The 19,731-nt window shown below is 38.9% G+C and carries 19 protein-coding genes and 1 pseudogene; 17 read left to right on the top strand and 3 right to left on the bottom strand.

From position 1 onward, the window contains the following. Nucleotides 1-74: 74 nt before the first annotated feature. On the bottom strand, nt 75-1,151 hold the full coding sequence (locus QM867_RS07585; protein ID WP_414315471.1) for a DUF2974 domain-containing protein: 1,077 nt from the start codon (nt 1,149-1,151) through the stop codon (nt 75-77). Nucleotides 1,152-1,246: 95 nt separating this feature from the next. Here QM867_RS07585 and QM867_RS07580 point away from each other — a divergent pair, with 95 nt between their 5' ends. The 9 genes from QM867_RS07580 to QM867_RS07540 all read left to right on the top strand — a co-directional run bounded on the left by QM867_RS07580 (nt 1,247) and on the right by QM867_RS07540 (nt 10,245). Next, nucleotides 1,247-1,924, top strand: coding sequence for a response regulator transcription factor (locus tag QM867_RS07580; protein ID WP_000548968.1), 678 nt, complete (start codon nt 1,247-1,249; stop codon nt 1,922-1,924). Then, the gene (locus tag QM867_RS07575; protein ID WP_414315470.1) at nt 1,917-2,891 is read left to right on the top strand and encodes a sensor histidine kinase; all 975 of its coding nucleotides are present in this window, start codon (nt 1,917-1,919) and stop codon (nt 2,889-2,891) included. The genes QM867_RS07580 and QM867_RS07575 overlap by 8 nt, the downstream gene beginning before the upstream one ends. A gap of 327 nt (nt 2,892-3,218) precedes the next feature. Further along, entirely contained in the window at nt 3,219-3,977 is a 759-nt protein-coding gene (locus QM867_RS07570; protein ID WP_070459777.1) for an ABC transporter ATP-binding protein, read from the top strand. A gap of 1 nt (nt 3,978) precedes the next feature. Then, the gene (locus tag QM867_RS07565) at nt 3,979-5,970 is read left to right on the top strand and encodes an ABC transporter permease (RefSeq protein ID WP_414315469.1); all 1,992 of its coding nucleotides are present in this window, start codon (nt 3,979-3,981) and stop codon (nt 5,968-5,970) included. A gap of 556 nt (nt 5,971-6,526) precedes the next feature. Continuing rightward, a complete protein-coding gene (locus QM867_RS07560; protein WP_414315468.1) occupies nt 6,527-7,576 on the top strand; it encodes a DUF389 domain-containing protein in 1,050 nt (349 codons plus the stop codon). Between the two features lie 717 nt (nt 7,577-8,293). Next, the gene (locus QM867_RS07555) at nt 8,294-8,596 is read left to right on the top strand and encodes a TMEM175 family protein (protein WP_075231213.1); all 303 of its coding nucleotides are present in this window, start codon (nt 8,294-8,296) and stop codon (nt 8,594-8,596) included. Beyond that, entirely contained in the window at nt 8,521-8,862 is a 342-nt protein-coding gene (locus QM867_RS07550) for a hypothetical protein (RefSeq protein ID WP_000397556.1), read from the top strand. Before QM867_RS07555 ends, QM867_RS07550 begins: the two co-directional genes overlap by 76 nt. A gap of 13 nt (nt 8,863-8,875) precedes the next feature. Next, complete coding sequence (locus QM867_RS07545; RefSeq protein ID WP_001253404.1) at nt 8,876-9,199, top strand: potassium channel family protein; 324 nt, start codon at nt 8,876-8,878, stop codon at nt 9,197-9,199. Beyond that, a complete protein-coding gene (locus tag QM867_RS07540; RefSeq protein WP_414315467.1) occupies nt 9,196-10,245 on the top strand; it encodes a DUF389 domain-containing protein in 1,050 nt (349 codons plus the stop codon). Before QM867_RS07545 ends, QM867_RS07540 begins: the two co-directional genes overlap by 4 nt. Before the next feature lie 146 nt (nt 10,246-10,391). Here the strand turns inward: QM867_RS07540 and thrS are convergent, their stop codons facing one another. Both thrS and QM867_RS07530 read right to left on the bottom strand, forming a co-directional pair. Next, nucleotides 10,392-12,335 carry a threonine--tRNA ligase gene (gene thrS, locus QM867_RS07535; RefSeq protein ID WP_414315466.1) on the bottom strand — a complete coding sequence of 648 codons (1,944 nt, stop codon included), beginning with the start codon at nt 12,333-12,335 and terminating at the stop codon, nt 10,392-10,394. A gap of 318 nt (nt 12,336-12,653) precedes the next feature. Then, nucleotides 12,654-13,028, bottom strand: a complete 375-nt coding sequence (locus QM867_RS07530; RefSeq protein WP_414276336.1) for a hypothetical protein — start codon at nt 13,026-13,028, stop codon at nt 12,654-12,656. Between the two features lie 205 nt (nt 13,029-13,233). Here QM867_RS07530 and rpsO point away from each other — a divergent pair, with 205 nt between their 5' ends. The 8 genes and pseudogenes from rpsO to QM867_RS07490 all read left to right on the top strand — a co-directional run. Further along, entirely contained in the window at nt 13,234-13,503 is a 270-nt protein-coding gene (gene rpsO, locus QM867_RS07525; protein WP_001018251.1) for a 30S ribosomal protein S15, read from the top strand. 415 nt (nt 13,504-13,918) lie between these two features. After that, on the top strand, nt 13,919-14,965 hold the full coding sequence (locus QM867_RS07520; protein WP_414315465.1) for a FecCD family ABC transporter permease: 1,047 nt from the start codon (nt 13,919-13,921) through the stop codon (nt 14,963-14,965). A gap of 1 nt (nt 14,966) precedes the next feature. After that, nucleotides 14,967-15,722 (top strand): ABC transporter ATP-binding protein, encoded by a 756-nt coding sequence (locus QM867_RS07515; protein WP_414315464.1) that lies wholly within the window; start codon nt 14,967-14,969, stop codon nt 15,720-15,722. Between the two features lie 22 nt (nt 15,723-15,744). Next, nucleotides 15,745-16,755 carry an ABC transporter substrate-binding protein gene (locus tag QM867_RS07510; protein WP_414315463.1) on the top strand — a complete coding sequence of 337 codons (1,011 nt, stop codon included), beginning with the start codon at nt 15,745-15,747 and terminating at the stop codon, nt 16,753-16,755. Further along, nucleotides 16,736-17,431, top strand: coding sequence for an alpha/beta hydrolase (locus QM867_RS07505; RefSeq protein ID WP_414315462.1), 696 nt, complete (start codon nt 16,736-16,738; stop codon nt 17,429-17,431). The genes QM867_RS07510 and QM867_RS07505 overlap by 20 nt, the downstream gene beginning before the upstream one ends. A gap of 156 nt (nt 17,432-17,587) precedes the next feature. Further along, nucleotides 17,588-18,931 (top strand): DEAD/DEAH box helicase, encoded by a 1,344-nt coding sequence (locus QM867_RS07500; RefSeq protein ID WP_414315461.1) that lies wholly within the window; start codon nt 17,588-17,590, stop codon nt 18,929-18,931. Between the two features lie 174 nt (nt 18,932-19,105). Then, nucleotides 19,106-19,363, top strand: a complete 258-nt coding sequence (locus QM867_RS07495; RefSeq protein WP_414315460.1) for a hypothetical protein — start codon at nt 19,106-19,108, stop codon at nt 19,361-19,363. Between the two features lie 33 nt (nt 19,364-19,396). Then, nucleotides 19,397-19,591 (top strand): annotated as a pseudogene (locus QM867_RS07490) (IS3 family transposase); the annotation flags it as partial. Nucleotides 19,592-19,731: the final 140 nt, after the last annotated feature.

Genomic DNA, 19,731 nt, shown 5'->3' with positions numbered 1-19,731 from the left:
CTAGTATAACACAGAAGAATAAAATAAGGAATCAAGAAGAAAGTCCCTCCATAAAAGAAGGGACTTTTAACTTTTTAAAAATGATTTTTCCAGGCTTGGAAGCGTGCATCCAGTAGGAGTTGTGTCAGATTTTTTAAGATTTCGACTTGCTCAGGCTCTAGTGTCTGGGCTTGAGAAACAAGTTGTCGAACATGTTCAATCGCATTTTTTGAGGATAGTTCATTAATAGAGCTAATTCCGGACTCTAGGATGGTTCCAAAGAAGAGATCGAAGTAGAGCTCCAATTCCTCATCAGGAACACTGTCCACCCATTCTTTGAGAGTGTCTTTGATTTGGAGACTCTCGCTACTGATGGCCTCTAGTTGGACAAAGTGATTATCCTCAGTTTGCCAACTAAAGGTGCTGTGTTGAGCGATGCCACCAAGTGCCGTAGACTTGATGACGGTAGGAGTATCAGGAACTTCTAGCATCATGCCGATGACAGAACCTTGTGGGACGAAACGGTGAATTTTTGGAATAACATCTTGATAACCAGTGGTTTCAGTCAGATGAGCCTGCAAACCAGGGGCATCATAGGTATAAACTGCAGATATCTTGTCTTGCAATTCAGACTGGATTTGACTGGCAGCATAGACAGCCAGATTCCCACCTTTAGAATGTCCAGCTACAATCACTTTCTGTTTTGGATGTTGGGTAAAGAATTCTTCCAAGTATTCAAGAGCATGTTTTTGGGCAGGTATTTCCTTCATGTAGGTCAAATGGAAATCTTCCTTCCAACCAATAATACTATCGTCAGTACCTCGAAAGACAATCAGATAAGTATCTAGATTCAGACGATAGGTCATAGCAGCGAACTGTTTCTGTTGCTCCGTATCAATTTCGTTTACAAAGTTAGAGAGTTTGCTATTTTTAAAACGTTTGTGTTGTGATAACTGATCGAGGAGCTGAAGTCGTTCTTTATTGGTCAACATGGTACTTTCTCGAGGGACGCGTGTTGCGACATCTAGTAAGCGATTATCTGACTCGTCTAGTAAGTTATCAAAAGAAAGATAGGTCAGCTCAGTTAGAGCTAGTATATCCAGTTCATTTAAGGGAAGATCATAAAAAGAATCGTATTGAACGTCAGTTAGGTAGTCGAAAATATTGGACATGGGAACTCCTTTCTTTACTTTTATCTTATCAGATTTGCATCAATTTCGCTAGTAGTGAGGAGAATTTTGCTATAATATAGAAAAAGGAGGAGCAGATGCATAAGATTTTACTAGTAGAAGATGATCCAGTTATCCGTCAACAAGTTGGGAAAATGCTCTCCGAATGGGGATTTGAGGTAGTCATGGTAGAAGACTTCATGGAGGTTCTAACACTATTTGTTCAGTCTGAACCTCATCTGGTTCTCATGGATATCGGCTTGCCTCTCTTTAATGGTTATCACTGGTGCCAGGAAATTCGCAAGATTTCTAAAGTTCCCATTATGTTTCTGTCTTCGAGAGACCAGGCTATGGACATCGTGATGGCCATTAATATGGGGGCGGATGACTTTGTAACCAAGCCTTTTGATCAGCAGGTCCTCTTAGCCAAGGTACAGGGATTATTGCGACGCTCTTATGAGTTTGGACGGGATGAAAGTCTCTTAGAGTATGCTGGAGTTATCCTCAATACCAAGTCTATGGATGTGCATGTCAATGGAAAAGCTATCAGCCTAACAAAGAATGAATTTCAAATTTTACGGGTTTTATTTGAACATGCAGGAAATATCGTAGCGCGTGATGATTTGATGCGGGAACTCTGGAACAGTGACTTTTTTATCGATGACAATACCTTATCTGTTAATGTCGCTCGCTTGCGCAAGAAACTGGAGGAAGAAGGTTTGATTGGTTTTATCGAAACTAAGAAAGGGATAGGGTATGGATTGAAACATGCTTGATATTAAAAGTTTTTTTCTAGCTTATATCCGTTCGCGTAGCCGTTTTTTTGCTTTTATTCTATCGCTTACAGGTTTGCTTTTTCTCTTTGAAATCTTGTTTGATAAGCAAGGGCCCTACTTTAACTATTTCTTCTTTCTATCTACATTTTTGACATTTTTGTTTTTGGTATTTGATTTCTTGATAGAATTGCAACGTTATCGTAAGGAATTGCTCTATGGGGAAAGAAAAGCTAAGTCACCAATGGAAGTCCTTCTAACTGAAAAATTGGAGAAAAGTGAATCTGAACTCTATCAAAAGAAATCAGATGCTGAAAACCGCTATAATGATTTGGTGGACTACTATACACTCTGGGTTCATCAGATAAAAACACCAATTGCAGCCAGTAAACTCCTAGTGAGCGAGGTGGCGGATCGCCAACTGAAACAACAGTTGGAGCAGGAAATTTTTAAGATTGATTCCTATACCAATCTCGTACTCCAATATCTACGCTTAGAAAGCTTCCATGATGATTTGGTGTTGAAGAAAGAAAATATAGAAGATCTGGTCAAGGAAGTCATTCGCAAATATGCCCTTTTCTTTATCCAGAAAGGTCTAAGTGTCGATCTGCATGACTTGGATAGAAGCATTGTGACGGATAAGAAGTGGCTGTTGGTAGTCATTGAACAAATCCTTTCAAATAGCCTCAAATACACAAATGAAGGTGGAATTGAAGTCTATATGGATGGTCAAGAACTTTGCATCAAGGATACTGGGATTGGCATTAAAAACAGTGATCAATTGCGAGTTTTTGAACGCGGATTTTCAGGCTACAATGGTCGCATGACCCAGCAGTCGTCTGGACTTGGGCTCTACCTGACCCAAAAAATTAGCCAAGAATTAGGTCATCAAATCCGTATCGAATCTGAACTTGGTCAAGGAACAACCGTGCGAATTAAGTTTGCGGAAGTGAACTTGATTGTTGAGTAAAAAGAAATGCTAAGAGCTTGGAAGAAACCTTTCAAGCTCTTCTTTAGACCTTGATATGGTGAGAAAAACGGCTTCAATTAGATAAAAAATGTAATCTTACAAAAATGTAAGATTAAAGGCCTCTTTTGTAAGGTTATGTTATGGCAAGCTCTCTTTATTTGGAGTAAACTTATAGCATAAAGATAAAGGAGCAAAACTATGAAAAATATTTTACAAAAGAAACATACAAGTAAACCAAGTCCAAAAGAGATTGAGCGAGTTCAGCTCGGTTGCGCTATTATGCAGGCTCAATTTCAACTAATGGGATATTAAAAAGGAGAAGTTAAAATGACACTATTAGATGTAAAACACGTTCAAAAGATTTATAAAACTCGCTTTCAAGGCAACCAAGTAGAAGCCCTGAAAGATATTCACTTTACCGTTGAAAAAGGTGACTACGTTGCCATTATGGGTGAGTCTGGTTCTGGGAAATCAACTCTCCTCAATATTCTCGCCATGCTTGACAAACCAACTCGTGGTCAGGTCTTCCTAAACGGAACAGACACAGCTACCATTAAAAATACAGAAGCATCAAGCTTCCGTCGTGAAAAGTTAGGCTTTGTCTTCCAAGACTTCAATTTGTTAGATACGCTTTCTGTTAAAGACAATATCTTACTCCCTTTGGTATTGTCTAGAAAGCCTATTACAGAAATGATGAAAAAATTAGTCGTGACGGCTGAAAATCTTGGCATCAATCAATTGCAGGAGAAGTATCCTTATGAAATCTCTGGGGGGCAAAAACAACGGGTAGCAGTAGCACGCGCCATCATTACAGAACCAGAAATTCTCCTTGCTGACGAGCCAACAGGAGCCCTAGACTCTAAATCATCTGCAGCTCTTCTTGATATTTTTGATCAGATCAATGAACAAGGACAAACCATTCTCATGGTAACCCACTCAACAGCTGCAGCAAGTCGTGCTAAACGTGTCCTCTTCATCAAGGACGGTATTCTCTACAATCAAATCTACCGTGGTGAAAAGACTGATCGTCAGATGTTCCAAGAAATCTCTGACACCTTGACTGTCATGGCAAGTGAGGTGAACTAGTATGTTTCGATTAACCAATAAGTTGGCCATCTCCAACTTAATCAAAAACCGCAAACTCTATTATCCTTTTGCACTAGCAGTTCTCCTTGCAGTTACTATCAGCTACCTATTTTATTCATTAACTTTTAATCCTAAAATGGTAGAAATGCGGGGTGGATCTTCTATTCAATTTACCCTACAACTAGGTCTCATCGTAGTAACACTTGCATCTGCCATTATCGTCCTTTATGCCAACAGTTTTGTCATGAAAAATCGTTCCAAAGAACTGGGTATATATGGCATGTTGGGACTAGAAAAGCGACATTTGATTGGTATGACCTTCAAGGAACTCCTGATTTTTGGTCTAGTAACAGTCACTGCTGGGATTGGGATTGGTGCCCTCTTTGATAATCTGATTTTCGCTTTATTGCTCAAACTTTCAAAGATGAAAGTGGAGTTAGTAGCCACATTCCAATGGTCCGTAGTCCTTTCCATCCTTCTGGTATTTGGTTTTATCTTTTTAGTCATTGTCTTCCTAAATGCTATCCGCATTATCCGTATGGATGCTCTCCAACTATCTCGTGAGAAAGCAAAAGGTGAGAAGAAGGGTCGTTTCCTAGTGTTTCAGACAATCTTGGGACTACTCTCTTTAGGTAGTGGCTATTATCTAGCTCAAAGCGTAACAAATGCTCTATTAGCTATTTCTACCTTCTTTTTAGCTGTAATACTGGTCATTTTAGGAACCTATCTCTTGTTCAATGCTGGGATTACAGTTTTCTTGAAAATGCTCAAGAAAAACAAGAAATATTACTACAAACCTAATAATCTCATCTCTGTTTCTAACCTCATTTTCCGTATGAAGAAAAATGCGGTTGGTTTAGCGACTATTGCCATCCTTTCCACCATGGTTTTGGTCACCATGTCAGCAGCAACCAGTATCTACAATGGTTCTGAAAATATTAAAAAACTCCTGTATCCTCACGATATGTCAATTTCAGGACAAAATGTAGAAGTTGAGGATTTAGACAAGCTTTTGACTCAATACGCTAGCGAAAAGAACCTAACAATCAGTACTAAGGATGTTCTTAGCTATGCAAGTTTCGGCCTTTCTAGTCAAGATGGTACCAAATTAACCACCTTTGAAAAAGGTCAAAATAGTGTTATGCCCAAGACAGTTTTCCTAGTCTTTGATCAAAAGGATTATGAAAAAATGACTGGACAAAAGTTGAACCTTACGAATAATGAGGTGGGACTATTCGCTAAGAACGATGGCCTTAAAGGTCAAAAAGCATTCAGTCTTAACAATCATAACTATACGATCAAGCAAGAAATTCAGCAAGATTTCCTCAGAGACCATGTTGCTAACCAGTATGTACTTTTGATCTCAGATTATAACTACCTTGTTGTCTCAAATTTGCAGGACTTTTTAGATAAATACCAGAATTCTGCTATCTACACTCAGCTATATGGTGGAATGGATGTGACGGCAAGTAAAGAGGAACAACTCAAACTTGCAGATGATTTTGAAAACTACTCTGATAATTTCAGTCACAATCTCAAGAACGAGAATGGTATGGTTTACGGTGCAAACATTGCGAGTGAGTCAACTGTCGAAATGAACGCTCTCTTTGGTGGAGTCCTCTTTATCGGTATTTTTCTCTCTATCATCTTTATGGTAGGTACTGTACTCGTTATCTACTATAAACAAATTTCAGAAGGTTATGAAGACCGTGAACGCTTTGTCATCCTGCAAAAAGTTGGCTTGGATCAAAAACAAATCAAGCAAACCATTAATAAACAAGTCTTGACTGTTTTCTTCCTACCTCTGGCCTTTGCCTTTCTTCATCTGGCCTTTGCTTATCATATGCTGAGCCTGATTCTCAAGGTCGTTGGTGTTGTTGATTCAGCCATGATGTTAAGCGTAACTCTTTCTATCTGTGGTATCTTTGCTTTAGTCTATGTACTAATCTTTATGATTACTTCAAGAAGCTATCGCAAAATTGTTCAAATATAAAAATAAAGGATATAATGTAAAGTCTGAAAGTTATTTTGACGGAGGAATCCTAGATTATATTGAATACTCTATTTTAGTAGCTATAATTTACGAGTTTACCTTGAGGATCACAACACCTTAGGAGATTTGCATGATACATAATTGGAAAACCAAACACACTCATCATGTTTAAACATTAAAACGTTATCTTCTTTCAGAGGAGATAACGTTTTTTCTTCTTCGGATAAGGAAACAAAAATTTCTACCTTTCTCTATCTCTTAAATTGATTGATTTCTTCAGAGAAAGGCTGTAAAATTTTTGATATAATGTTAAATATGGACTGATGGATATTTAATACTCTTCGAAAATCAAATTCAAACCACGTCAGCGTCGCCTTACCGTACTCAAGTACAGCCTGCGGCTAGCTTCCTAGTTTGCTCTTTGATTTTCATTGAGTATAAAGGATAATTTTCAAAAGAATGACAGGTGAGAATTAAAAATATGTAAGATTGGACAGATGTCTCTCTACCATCATCCATGCAGAAACAAGATTATATGAAATAAAAGGAGTAACCAATGTCCGGAAACTATTCAACACGTGAATTCCGCGAGAAACTATATGATGACCTTCATGTTCGATTAAGAGATACATTGATTTTGATGTGTGCGATTTTTATTGCCTCTATAGGTCTAAATATGAATTCAACAGCTGTCATTATTGGAGCCATGCTGATTTCCCCTCTTATGACACCGATTGTTGGACTGGGATTCGGTTTAGCTATTTTTGATACGCGTTTAATCAAGCAATCTCTAGAGGTTTTATTTACTCAAGTATTGGTCAGTTTGCTTGTCTCGACACTGTATTTCTGGATTTCCCCCTTATCTTATGCAAGTAGCGAGTTGATTGCACGAACCTCTCCAACCATTTGGGATGTTCTCATTGCTATCGCGGGTGGGATTGCTGGTGTGATCGGTTCAAGGAAAAAAGAAGCAAACAATATCGTACCAGGAGTAGCCATTGCAACAGCTCTGATGCCACCTATCTGCACTGCAGGATATGGTTTAGCTAATGGAAATGTACGATTTTTATTTGGGGCTCTTTATCTTTTCTTGATCAACTGTGTCTTTATCATGCTAATCAACATTGTTGGAACAAGAATTTTTATGAGAAAATCTCCCTTAAGTTCATTTAATGAGCTAAACATTAAAATGAAAATTGGGTTGATATCCTTGATTGTATTATTGGTCCTTCCAGCCAGCTATTCAGCAGTCACTCTGACGATGGATCAAGCGCGAAAAGAAGGGATCAAACAGTTTGTAGAAAATGAGTTCGCCAATCATACGGTCATTAATCAAGTCTACAAGTCAAGTAGCAATGAATTAGTCTTGACGGTTGTTGGAGATCCGATTTCAGAAGAAGAATTAGAAACACTCCACCAAAAACAAGCCTCTTACGGTATTCAATCTGTTCAATTGAAAGTGAATCAAGTTCAGAACTCGCCAACATTAGATAGTGAAGCGACCAAGGAATTTTATGAAAACATTGACAAGTATATTGATCAAAAACTCTCTGAAAAAGATTCACAAAACGATCTCGTAAAAGAAAATGAAGCAGACAAGGATTGAGGACAATGAACTGAATCGGTTTTTACGCCGTGTTTTTCTTGTATCTTCCTCTTTCTTACTTATAGCAGGTTGTTTTTGCTTGAATAAGAAATAAATTAGAAGTTCTATCATCTAAGAAAAATGATGAAAAAAATCATTTAACTAATGGTGTGAACGTTTAGTGTTTATCAGCTCCATTCTCTGTAATTTTGGGGGTAAAATCCACACCATTTAGATAAAATTAGTTGAATTTGATTGGAAAAACGCTTTTATAAAAGCGGAGAAAAGTCTTGATATTACGCTGTTTTTAGTCCAACTGAAATTCATACTTTCCAAACCAGGCTTGAAAAAAGCTCGTAAAGCATCACAATTTAGTAAACGTTAAAACTTATTTAAACTTATTGAAAGCATTTCGTATCAAAAATACGGGATGCTTTTTCTGTTCACCCCAAATTTTTGTAACTAGGTGATACTTGAAATTAATACAAATTTGGTTGTTTTTGATAAATCTAAGCAACACTAAATGATGAAGTGAAAGGGGATGAATCTTTGATAGTATTCATTTATTGTGAAATATGATATACTTATTAATTAGATGGATGAATACTTCTAGAGTTAAATATAGCATAATAGGGACAGACTTTTTGGTTTATTTTTGTTTGTAGTCGGATTATGAAAGAATATCCAATATTATGCGATAAGATAGAATGTTACAAAAAAGAAAGGGGATGCAATCCGATGAAGAAAGACAGATTAATTGTATTGACAGATGCTGTTCTAGCAATTATTATGACCATCTTGATTTTAGAGTTAGAAAAACCAACAACACCAAGTCTTGAAGCTTTTTGGGATTTACGGCAAAATTTCTTTGCTTGTTTTCTTTTCTTTTTCTGGTTGGGATCGTTATGGATGGCACTAAACACATTATGGGAAAAGGTTGAGAAAATTTCCTCAGAAATTATTTGGTGGAATTTGTTTCTACTCTTGGAGCGGCAGGAGTTCTCTTTGGAGAATTTCATGCCATCCAAGATACCAGTCTGAATGATGTGGTGGACCGGATCTATATAAATGTCAAGGATTTACCGTTTCAGTCCTTGGGAGCTTTAGCTAATATCCTGTCTGATGTTAAGAAGGGACTGATTCAAGACAGTCATATCTGGTCTTTCTTCCAGTCATTTTTCAAACAATATCAGTTGATAATCAGCTTAAATCAGATCTATCAGTTTGTCTATCTTTCTCTGATGGAGATCATGTCCTATCTTCACTTTGATTATTGGAAAAAACGGCTCGGTCAGGAGCTAGTATGAATAAGGAGAACAAATGAGACGTTTAAAAATGTTATGGCATATTATACAGGTTACGGGTTTTACTCGGTTTGCTCTGAGTTTTGTGACCTTTGTTTTTGGGTCAGGAGGCGTGCTTTTCCTAGTTGAACCTGCTATCACAAATTACGGAGACGGTCTTTGGTATGCTTTTGTGACTTCGACGACTGTCGGCTACGGGGATCTCCTAGCTGTGACCTTGATTGGAAGGATTACCAGTGTCTTCTTGACGATTTATGGGCTCATATTTTTTGGCTGTTTATCAGCTGTTATTATTAATTATTATACCGATTTAAATAAGGAAAGAGGAGAGGACAAATGACTGCCAATTATTCAACACGGGAATACCGTGAGAAATTATATGATGATCTTCATGTTCGATTAAGAGATACAGTGATTTTGATGTGTGCGATTTTTATTGCCTCTATCGGTCTAAATATGAATTCAACAGCTGTTATTATTGGAGCCATGTTAATTTCACCTCTCATGACACCGATTGTTGGACTGGGATTCGGTTTAGCTATTTTTGATACGCGTTTAATCAAGCAATCTCTAGAGGTTTTATTTACTCAAGTATTGGTCAGTTTGCTTGTCTCGACACTGTATTTCTGGATTTCCCCCTTATCTTATGCAAGTAGCGAGTTGATTGCACGAACCTCTCCAACCATTTGGGATGTTCTCATTGCTATCGCGGGTGGGATAGCAGGTGTAATTGGGTCAAGGAAAAAAGAAGCAAACAATATCGTGCCAGGAGTAGCCATTGCAACAGCTCTGATGCCACCTATCTGTACTGCAGGATATGGTTTAGCTAACGGAAATGTACGATTTTTATTTGGGGCTCTCTATCTTTTCTTGATCAACTGTGTCTTTATCATGCTAGCCAACATTATTGGAACAAGAATTTTGATGAGAAAATCTCCCTTAAGTTCATTTAAAGAGCTAAATATTAAAATGAGAATTGGCTTGATCTCCTTGATTGTATTATTGATTCTTCCAGCTAGTTATTCAGCAGTCACTCTGACGATAGATCAAGCGCGAAAAGAAGGAATCAAACAGTTTGTAGGAAAAGAGTTCGCCAATCATACGGTCATTAATCAAGTCTACAAGTCAAGTAGCAATGAATTAGTCTTGACAGTTGTTGGAGATCCGATTTCAGAAGAAGAATTAGAAACCATTCGCCAAAAACAAGCCTCTTACGGTATTCAATCTGTTCAATTGAAAGTCAAGCAATTCAACAATTCGACAAAATTAGATAGTGAGACGATCAAGGAATTTTACGAAAACATTGACAAGTATATCGATCAAAAACTCTCTGAAAAAGATTCACAAGATGACATCGTAAAAGAAATTGAGGCAGACAAGGATTGAGGATATTGACCTTATCTAACTCATGAAAGCAAATCTTGTGTGGTGGTTTGACCAATCACTACTAGCTCGGATTAAATAAAGAAGCAACAACGTTTTCAGTTGTTGCTTCTTTATTTAGCTGGAATTTTTATCCCAGGTTTTATCGTTTATTTTTCAACTCGTGATTTGTTAGCGATGTCTGTAAGAATCAATTCTACAAATGCATCTACCGGCATAGTTTCAGTTTCTTTTTGACCATAACGGCGAACGTTTACAGCCTTCTCTTCCATTTCCTTGTCTCCAACGATTAATTGGTAAGGAATCTTTTGAGTTTGAGACGCACGAATCTTGAACTGCATTTTTTCATTGCGCTCATCCACGTCTGCACGGACACCACGGTCACGAAGTTTCTTCGCTACCTCCCAAGCGTAGTCAACGTGTTTCTCGTTAGATACTGGGATGAGGGTTACTTGGTGTGGTGCAAGCCATGTTGGGAAGGCACCCTTGTAGTTCTCAATCAAGATAGCTGTGAAGCGTTCCATCGTTGAGATAACCCCACGGTGGATCATAACTGGGCGATGTTCTTCACCATCAGCTCCGATATATTTAAGGTCGAAGCGTTCTGGGAGCAAGAAGTCAAGCTGGATTGTAGAAAGAGTTTCTTCTTTACCAAGAGCTGTCTTCACTTGGATATCCAATTTTGGTCCGTAGAAGGCTGCTTCCCCTTCAGCTTCAAAGTAGTCAAGTCCCATGTCATCCATAGCTGATTTCAACATACGTTGAGCATTTTCCCACATTTCATCATTATCAAAATATTTGTGAGTATCTTGAGGATCACGATATGATAAACGGAAACGATAGTCAGTCAAGTTGAAATCTTCGTAAACATCTATAATCAATTGAAGCGTACGTTGGAACTCATCTTTAATTTGTTCAGGTGTTACGAAAGTGTGACCGTCATTAAGTGACATTTCACGTACACGTTGAAGCCCTGTGAGAGCACCAGATTTTTCATAGCGGTGCATCATACCGATTTCAGCAATACGGATTGGCAATTCACGGTAAGAGTGAACGTGGTGTTTAAAGACTTCGATATGGTGAGGACAGTTCATTGGACGAAGAACGAATTCTTCCCCATCACCCATATCCATAGTTGGGAACATATCTTCACGGTAGTGATCCCAGTGACCAGAAGTCTTGTAAAGTTCTACTGAGGCAATTGGTGGAGTGTAGACGTGTTGGTAACCAGCAGCGATTTCCTTGTCGACGATGTAGCGTTCCAATTCACGACGGATAGTAGCCCCATTTGGCAACCAGAATGGAAGCCCTTGACCAACCTCTTGAGAAATCATGAAGAGATCAAGCTCTTTACCAAGTTTACGGTGGTCACGTTCTTTGGCTTCTTCACGCATTTGAAGGTAGTTTTTCAAGTCTTTCTTGTCGAACCAAGCTGTACCGTAAATACGTTGCATCATAGCATTGTCGCTATTTCCACGCCAGTAGGCACCAGCTACATGGAGAAGGTGGAAGATTTGGATGCGGCCTGTTGATGGGACGTGTGGGCCACGGCAAAGGTCCACGTATTCACCTTGACGGTAGATGGTCAAGCCACCCTCGTCTTCTGAGTGCTCCTCAATCAATTCCAATTTATATGGGTCGTTCTTGAAGATTTCACGCGCCTCGTCTTTAGTCACTTCCTCACGAATAGATGGGAAGTTTTCTTTAACGATTTTTTGCATTTCTTCTTCGATACGAGGAAGATCTTCGTTAGAGATTTGACCAGCTTGGTTATCAGTATCGTAGTAGAAACCATCTTCGATAGCTGGACCAACCCCCAAGTGAATGTCTGGGAAAAGGCGACGAGCGGCTTGTGCAAACAAGTGTGCAGCTGAGTGACGCAAGATGTCAAGAGCGTCTTCGTGATCAGGTGTCACGATTTCAATGCTTCCATCTTCAGTGATCGCACGAGTAGTGTCGATGAGTTTGCCGTTGAATTTACCAGCAAGAGTTTTTTTAGCTAGAGAATTGCTGATGGATTGAGCAATTTCAAAAGTTGTAACGCCAGATTCGAATTCACGAACAGCGCCATCTGGGAAAGTAATTTGAATCATGATTTTCTCCTTATATTGGTTATCCATTATTTATAAAGCAGAGGTGTTTCCCTATTTTGCAGTCTTAAATCAAGAAAAACAAAAAGCGACATCCTAAAAAGGACGTCGCAACGTGGTTCCACCTTCATTTATGTTCCTCAAAAAAGAGGGACACCTCTGATTGGCTCTAACGTGGCCACCGTTTTATGTTTGCATAAAAGTCAGTAGAGTAGTATCAGTTTAGGCTTCCTATGCGTTCTCAGCAACCACGCACTCTCTGGTAGAAAGGGGCTAAGTGACTTGTCTCTATGCATTATTATAGCATGATTGTGAGATTTTTCAAGGATTTTGTGAAAGTTTTTTCCTTTTCAGTTTTTGCACTAGATTCTTAATAGCTACACCGACAGCCATACCCGCGAGGGCAAAGATTTCATAGGCTAGGAAGTAGAGAAGGATAAATTCTCCGAAAGTAATGATGGTAAAGCAAAAGAGCAAGCCAACTTCAATTAACCACCAAACTGAGAACTTGAAACGATAAGAGTAGAATAGTGATACTATGAAAGTCACCAGTGGAGAGAAGATAATAACGTTGCCGATGGTGAGCTCCTTCAAGATATAGTTTTCAGTAATAGTCCATAATAACAGCTCATAAAGTGGCCAATAAAAGAAAAATATGACCAGATAGTAGGGGAGATATTGCGAGAATTTACGCATGGTAATCACCTCTCTTTTCAAGATGTCAACTTAGATATCCTTCCTATAACTATTATAGCACTTTTGCGGTAAGAATAGTAAATCAGTTGACAAAGAACTTAGTTCTTGGTAGAATAAGAAATGTCGTAAAGACAAATAACTTCTTCTTGGTTACAGGCATGCCAACCTGTCACTCGGATGAAGCCAAATAAAAAGGAGAAACATCATGGCAATCTCAAAAGAGAAAAAAAATGAAATCATTGCACAATATGCACGTCACGAAGGTGATACAGGTTCAGTAGAGGTTCAAGTTGCTGTCCTTACATGGGAAATCAACCACCTTAACGAACACATCAAACAACACAAAAAAGACCACGCTACTTACCGTGGATTGATGAAGAAAATCGGTCGCCGTCGTAACTTGCTTGCATACTTGCGTAAAAACGACGTTAACCGTTACCGTGAGTTGATCAACTCTCTTGGACTTCGTCGCTAATTCAAGATACAAAGGCCGTCAAAAGCACACAGCAAAAATAGGAAAATTGACGAAGAAACTTCAGTTTCTAGGAGATTTTATCTTTTTTGCCAAGTGCTTAGGCTGTGTTCAATTGAGCACATCTTGAAATAAGGCTACTCTAGTTGAGTAGCTTTTTATTTTTGTCACCTTACCTCGATATACTCAAGTATAATCTTCGGTTACGGTTCCTAGCACTGTAAGGTAAAATAAACCAGCTATGTCTCCCTTGGGGGAGATTTTTTAGTTTCATTAGAATTTTAGCCTGAGCTCAATCAGCTCTTTAGTTTCAACAGTCTTTTTATCTGTATCTTTCTAGCCTTGTTCCAGATTTGGAAATGTGGTATACTATTTATGAAAATTGTCTAAATTTTTAATTTTATTAAGGGAGGGTTTCATGATTTCCAAATCTTCTGGAAGCCATCAAAACCTGCGATATGTTTTTCTCCTAGCTCTGTTGCTCGGAGCTTTGGGTGTCTCTCTATTTTTAGCTGTTTCTATGGGGTCTGTTCAGATTAGCTTGAGTGATACTTATAGAATTATTTTAAGTAAGATGGGGGCTCCTCTGGATATAGGAGACCTTTCGAAGTCTACACTTGCTATTGTTTGGAATATGAGATTACCACGGGTTTTTCTTGGTTTGATAGTTGGTGCAGGCCTTTCCATGTGTGGTAGCGTCATGCAGTCAACGGTCAATAATCCAATCGCAGAACCCTATGTGTTAGGAATTTCAGCTGGGGCAACCTTTGGTGCGACCTTGAGCATCATTCTCGGGTTTAAGGTCATGATTGGTCTTGGCTCTTTCCTTGGAGCGCTTGTGGCAACAGTTGCAGTCCTTCTGATTGCTTCCATGCAAGGCAGGATGACAACTTCAAGCCTGATTTTATCAGGGACAGTTGTGAATGCACTATTTTTGGCTTTTTCAAACTTTATTATCTCAATTGGCGCTAATGCTGATAGTGTCATGACCATCAAGTTTTGGACCATGGGTTCTTTAGCGGGAACCTCCTGGGCTCACTTAACTTTGCCAACAGTAGTAGTGGGAATAGCTTTCTTATTTTTCTCTACCCAATACCGTGTTTTTAATGCCATGATGATGGGTGATGAGGCAGCCTTGACCTTGGGAATTCCCCTACGTTTTTATTGGTATCTCTATGTGATGATTGTGGCTGTGCTGACAGCTATCTTGGTATCTACCTGCGGGATTATCGGCTTCGTTGGTCTGATTACACCTCATCTAGCCCGAAGTTTGGTAGGGACAAATTACAGAAGACTTTTTCCGATAGCTACTTTGCTCGGCGCCCTTTTTGTTGTTTGGGCAGATGTCCTTGCTCGTGTCTTGATTCAAAATGCTGAACTGCCGATTGGGATTTTCACAGCCCTAGTAGGTGCCCCTTTCTTTATCTACATGGTTGGAAGTAGACGAGGGGAGGTGAAGGTCTGATATGGACTTAATGTGCCAGGATATTCACTTTGGAATCGGAGAAAAAAAGATTCTCAAAGGAGTCTCGCTCAAACTGGAGGGCAAGCAATTTCATACCATTTTGGGACCCAATGGAAGTGGGAAAACTAGCTTGTTGAAACTCCTCTATCGACAGGAAAAGCCTGATCAGGGCTTGATTTCTCTAGATGGAAAACCACTGGAACAAATGAGCCTTAAGGAAACGGCAAAACAGATGGCCGTCATCACCCAGTTCAACCAACTCCAGTTTGATTGTACGGTTGAGGAGATTGTCATGCTAGGCAGAACTCCTCATCTCTCTTTCTTACAAAAGGAAAAAGAAAAAGACTTTGCCTTGGTTGAGGATGCTCTGGTCAAGGTAGATATGTTCGAAAAGAGAAATCGACTCTACTCTTCTTTGTCAGGAGGAGAGAAGCAGCGGTCTTTGTTGGCACGTGCCTTGGCACAAGAACCGACTCTTCTGCTCTTAGACGAACCAACCAATCATTTAGATATCAAGTACCAGCTAGACTTGCTAACCATTGTCAAACATCTCAATATCAATGTACTAGCAGTATTACATGATATTCAGCTAGCTTGTCGCTATTCAGACTATCTCTACCTAATGAAAGAAGGAGAGATTGTTTACCAAGGGACTCCAAAAGAGACCATCACACCCGAGTCTTTGCAAGCTGTCTATGACGTCCAAAGTCAGATTATTTGGACAGAAGATCAGCAAGCCATGATTCACTATTTATAAAAAATGAAAAGGAAAACAAAACATGAAAAAATCACTTAGTATATTGCTCCTAACAGTAGCTACCTTAACTTTAGCAGCTTGTGGTAACGCATCTAAAGAAACATCAAGTGCACCAGCTACAACAGAAGCTAGTCAAAAAGCTAATACAGAAACCAGCTATCCTGTAACCATCAAAACTTATGATGCCAAAGGAAACGAAGTCGAACAAGTCTTTGAAAAGGCACCTGAAAAGGTCATCACCAACAATCTTTCAACAACTGAAATCCTACTTGAACTTGGTTTGAAGGATAAAATTGCCGGCATGCTCAATCCTGATAATGCCGTAACTGGTAAATACAAGGAAGCGATTGAAGCTATCCCTCATATTGGCGATAAAAAATCAGTCTCACAAGAAACGGTTCTATCTTATGAACCAGACGCTTTAATGGGACGTAACATGATGTTCTCTGAAAAGTCAATGGGAACCATCAGTGCTTGGAATGAAAATAAAATCCCTGTTTATACGCAAAAAGCCTCACTTTCAAATATCCAACAGGATTTGGGAAATATCGTAGAAGACGTGAAGAATCTTGGTACCATTTTCAATGTTCAAGACAAGGCTAATCAATACGCAGAGCAATTGCAAGCTAAAATCGATGCGGTTAAAAAAGCCAACCCAGAAACACAGGGTGAAAAGAAAAAAGCTCTGATTATGGTTGCTTACAATGACGAAACCTTTGGTGCCTACAAGTCAGCCCTTCAAGAAAGTTTGCTCAACCAACTTGGTTACACAAATGTCGCAACAGGAACTTCTGGCTTGACCTTGGAAAACTTAGTATCAATGGATCCAGAGTTGATAATCTATGTAACCAGCGACCGCAATCAAAAGTTGGATGAAAAAGCAGTGGATTTGATGAAGGCAAATGCTGTTTTGGAAAATGTACCAGCAATCAAGAATCAAAAAATCATGACCATCTCTTACGATGAATTGATGGACTACGGTCCCTCAGTGATTGATTCCCTTGAAAAAATCAATGACTTTATCAAGAAATAAGGAGTTTAACTGGGAAGGGATTCGTGTTAGAGTCAGTCTTCCTTCAAACTATGACTCTAAACAAGCCTACCCAGTTGTGCTCTTAAACGATGGGGAACTGGATTATTTATCAGACCTGTCCCAATCTGTGATTTTAGTGGGTTTGGTTCCAGAAAACCGTCTGGATGACTTTACACCTTGGAAAGCTAGTTCTTTGAAAGAAGGGGCTCCAGATTTTGGTGGAAAGGTAGATGCCTACCATCAAAAGCTCTTTCAAGGAATTCTAACAGCTCTAAAAAAAGACTACTTGATAGATGAAAGCAGGATTGCTTATGGTGGCTATTCACTGGGCGGTCTTGCAGCTGTTTATAGTCTCTATAGTAGTCATCTTTCTGCGACCTGTATCTTTTCTATCTGTGGTTCTTTCTGGTATCCAGAATTTATAGACTTTTGCAGGGAACATACTTTGATGCAGAGCCAAAGCCTGATTTATCTGCAAAATGGTCAGATTGAAGGTTCCAATCATTCCAATCGCCTGTCTAAGGCTCCTCTTTTTGCAAGGGAACTTCATGATCTGATTTCAGAAGCAGTTCCCTCAACATATTCCACCTTTGATGCTTATGGGCATCATGAAGCTCTTGAGCAACGCTATCATCAGTTTTGTGATTGGCTAATGAAAGAATGGGAGCTTAAATAAAAAAGCGATACTCTCTGTTTATGATGGACAGAGAGTATTTTTCTTGCCTTTAATCGGGTATGTTTTTACATTTCGGAGTGATTATCCAAACCGAAAGTTTAACTGAAATGCAGCAAAATGTGGTATAATGAGTAGATAGATAGAATCGAGGATATTATGTCATTTACGAAATTTAAATTTAAAAAATATATAGAAGAAGCTTTGGAGGAGTTGAAGTTTACGACTCCTACTGAGGTGCAGGATAAGTTAATTCCCATTGTTTTGGCAGGTCGTGACTTGGTCGGTGAATCAAAAACAGGTTCAGGAAAGACTCATACTTTCTTGCTTCCAATTTTCCAACAGTTGGATGAAGAGAGCGATAGCGTGCAGGCAGTTATCACAGCTCCAAGTCGTGAATTAGCGACTCAGATTTACCAAGCTGCTCGTCAAATTGCAGGCCACTCGGATGTAGAAGTACGTGTCGTTAACTACGTTGGTGGAACAGACAAGGCGCGCCAAATTGACAAACTGGCAAGCAATCAGCCCCATATTGTTATCGGAACACCAGGTCGTATCTATGATTTGGTAAAATCAGGCGATTTGGCTATCCACAAGGCTAAGACCTTTGTAGTCGATGAAGCTGATATGACCTTGGATATGGGATTCCTAGAGACGGTTGATAAGATTGCAGGAAGTCTTCCAAAAGATTTGCAGTTCATGGTCTTTTCAGCGACTATCCCACAAAAACTGCAACCATTCTTGAAAAAATACTTGTCTAATCCAGTTATGGAAAAGATCAAGACTAAAACAGTTATCTCGGATACCATTGATAACTGGTTGATTTCGACTAAAGGTCGTGATAAGAATGCCCAGATTTATGAATTGACTCAAGTCATGCAGCCTTATCTAGCCATGATTTTTGTCAATACAAAAACTCGTGCGGATGAATTGCATACATACTTAACAGCCCAAGGCTTGAAAGTAGCTAAGATTCATGGAGATATTGCACCTCGTGAACGCAAGCGAATTATGAATCAGGTCAAAAATCTTGATTTTGAATATATTGTAGCAACTGACTTGGCTGCGCGTGGGATTGATATTGAAGGTGTCAGCCATGTCATCAATGATGCCATTCCACAAGACTTGTCTTTCTTTGTTCACCGTGTCGGACGAACTGGACGTAATGGTTTACCAGGAACAGCCATTACACTTTACCAGCCTAGTGATGACTCAGATATTCGTGAGTTGGAAAAACTAGGAATCAAGTTTACTCCTAAGATGGTTAAAGACGGAGAGTTCCAAGATACTTATGACCGTGACCGCCGTGCTAATCGTGAGAAGAAACAGGAAAAACTGGACATCGAAATGATTGGCTTGGTTAAAAAGAAAAAGAAAAAAGTCAAACCAGGTTATAAGAAAAAAATCCAGTGGGCCGTCGATGAAAAACGCCGTAAAACCAAGCGAGTAGAAGGTCGTGCTCGCGGACGTGCAGAGCGAAAAGCCAAACGCCAAACATTTTAAAAATAAGACAGTAGAACCAAGTCGGTTTTACTGTTTTTTTATAGTTCTACACTGGGATTGTCAGAATTCATAAGTGGATGATATTGGAAAACTTAAAGTTTAATCAGAACATTCTTTTAATTTTTTGAAGTTTATAGTATATTTAAATTAAAAGTTGATTGTAGGAGAAGGTAAATGAAAGATTTTATTGCTGGGATTGGTGAAATAAATGTTATTGCTTATTTGATATATGTGTGTACCGGTCTCTCTCCTCTCTTTCATATATTGGTCATCGGTTCAGAATTGAGTACTGGAAAAATAGTTTTAACCATCTTAGGTATACTTTACGTTATCTTTTTAACGATTGCTAGAATCTATCGAAAGTTTTCTACTAAGAATCATCATGAAATATTAAAATCCCATCAGAAATTTGAACTGCACCCCAAAAGTTAGACAGAAAAAATCTAACTTTTGGGGTGTTTTATTATGAAATTGAATTATGAAGATAAAGTTCAGATTTATGAACTAAGAAAGCAAGGACAAAGCTTCAAAAAGCTTTCGAAAAGATTTGGTGTGGATATTTCTGGTCTAAAATACATGATGAAATTAATTGACCGTTATGGCATAGATATCGTCAAGAAAGGGATGAATCGTTATTATTCTCCAGAACTAAAACAACAAACGAATTAAAGTCAAACTAAAACATACTAAGATTAGTAGTGAGGAAATCTCCGACGGGAGAAAGTACTCACTACTTTTTCGTTATGTTAAAGTAGTGGTGTCTTGTTAAGTCGATAAGTCCTTTGGCGCTAGACGTCGTA

The sequence above is a fragment of the Streptococcus infantis genome (assembly GCF_047463635.1).
GTDB classification, from domain to species: domain Bacteria; phylum Bacillota; class Bacilli; order Lactobacillales; family Streptococcaceae; genus Streptococcus; species Streptococcus infantis_W.
Note: the sequence above shows the minus strand (reverse complement) of the source record. Positions and strands in the feature narration are given on the sequence as shown.

Bases quoted from the DNA above. Each gene is read 5' to 3' on its own strand.
- QM867_RS07585 (WP_414315471.1), bottom strand. From the start codon at position 1,151: ATGTCCAATATTTTCGACTACCTAACTGACGTTCAATACGATTCTTTT.
- QM867_RS07580 (WP_000548968.1), top strand. From the start codon at position 1,247: ATGCATAAGATTTTACTAGTAGAAGATGATCCAGTTATCCGTCAACAA.
- QM867_RS07575 (WP_414315470.1), top strand. From the start codon at position 1,917: ATGCTTGATATTAAAAGTTTTTTTCTAGCTTATATCCGTTCGCGTAGC.
- QM867_RS07570 (WP_070459777.1), top strand. From the start codon at position 3,219: ATGACACTATTAGATGTAAAACACGTTCAAAAGATTTATAAAACTCGC.
- QM867_RS07565 (WP_414315469.1), top strand. From the start codon at position 3,979: ATGTTTCGATTAACCAATAAGTTGGCCATCTCCAACTTAATCAAAAAC.
- QM867_RS07560 (WP_414315468.1), top strand. From the start codon at position 6,527: ATGTCCGGAAACTATTCAACACGTGAATTCCGCGAGAAACTATATGAT.
- QM867_RS07555 (WP_075231213.1), top strand. From the start codon at position 8,294: ATGAAGAAAGACAGATTAATTGTATTGACAGATGCTGTTCTAGCAATT.
- QM867_RS07545 (WP_001253404.1), top strand. From the start codon at position 8,876: ATGAGACGTTTAAAAATGTTATGGCATATTATACAGGTTACGGGTTTT.
- QM867_RS07540 (WP_414315467.1), top strand. From the start codon at position 9,196: ATGACTGCCAATTATTCAACACGGGAATACCGTGAGAAATTATATGAT.
- thrS (WP_414315466.1), bottom strand. From the start codon at position 12,335: ATGATTCAAATTACTTTCCCAGATGGCGCTGTTCGTGAATTCGAATCT.
- QM867_RS07530 (WP_414276336.1), bottom strand. From the start codon at position 13,028: ATGCGTAAATTCTCGCAATATCTCCCCTACTATCTGGTCATATTTTTC.
- rpsO (WP_001018251.1), top strand. From the start codon at position 13,234: ATGGCAATCTCAAAAGAGAAAAAAAATGAAATCATTGCACAATATGCA.
- QM867_RS07520 (WP_414315465.1), top strand. From the start codon at position 13,919: ATGATTTCCAAATCTTCTGGAAGCCATCAAAACCTGCGATATGTTTTT.
- QM867_RS07515 (WP_414315464.1), top strand. From the start codon at position 14,967: ATGGACTTAATGTGCCAGGATATTCACTTTGGAATCGGAGAAAAAAAG.
- QM867_RS07510 (WP_414315463.1), top strand. From the start codon at position 15,745: ATGAAAAAATCACTTAGTATATTGCTCCTAACAGTAGCTACCTTAACT.
- QM867_RS07505 (WP_414315462.1), top strand. From the start codon at position 16,736: ATGACTTTATCAAGAAATAAGGAGTTTAACTGGGAAGGGATTCGTGTT.
- QM867_RS07500 (WP_414315461.1), top strand. From the start codon at position 17,588: ATGTCATTTACGAAATTTAAATTTAAAAAATATATAGAAGAAGCTTTG.
- QM867_RS07495 (WP_414315460.1), top strand. From the start codon at position 19,106: ATGAAAGATTTTATTGCTGGGATTGGTGAAATAAATGTTATTGCTTAT.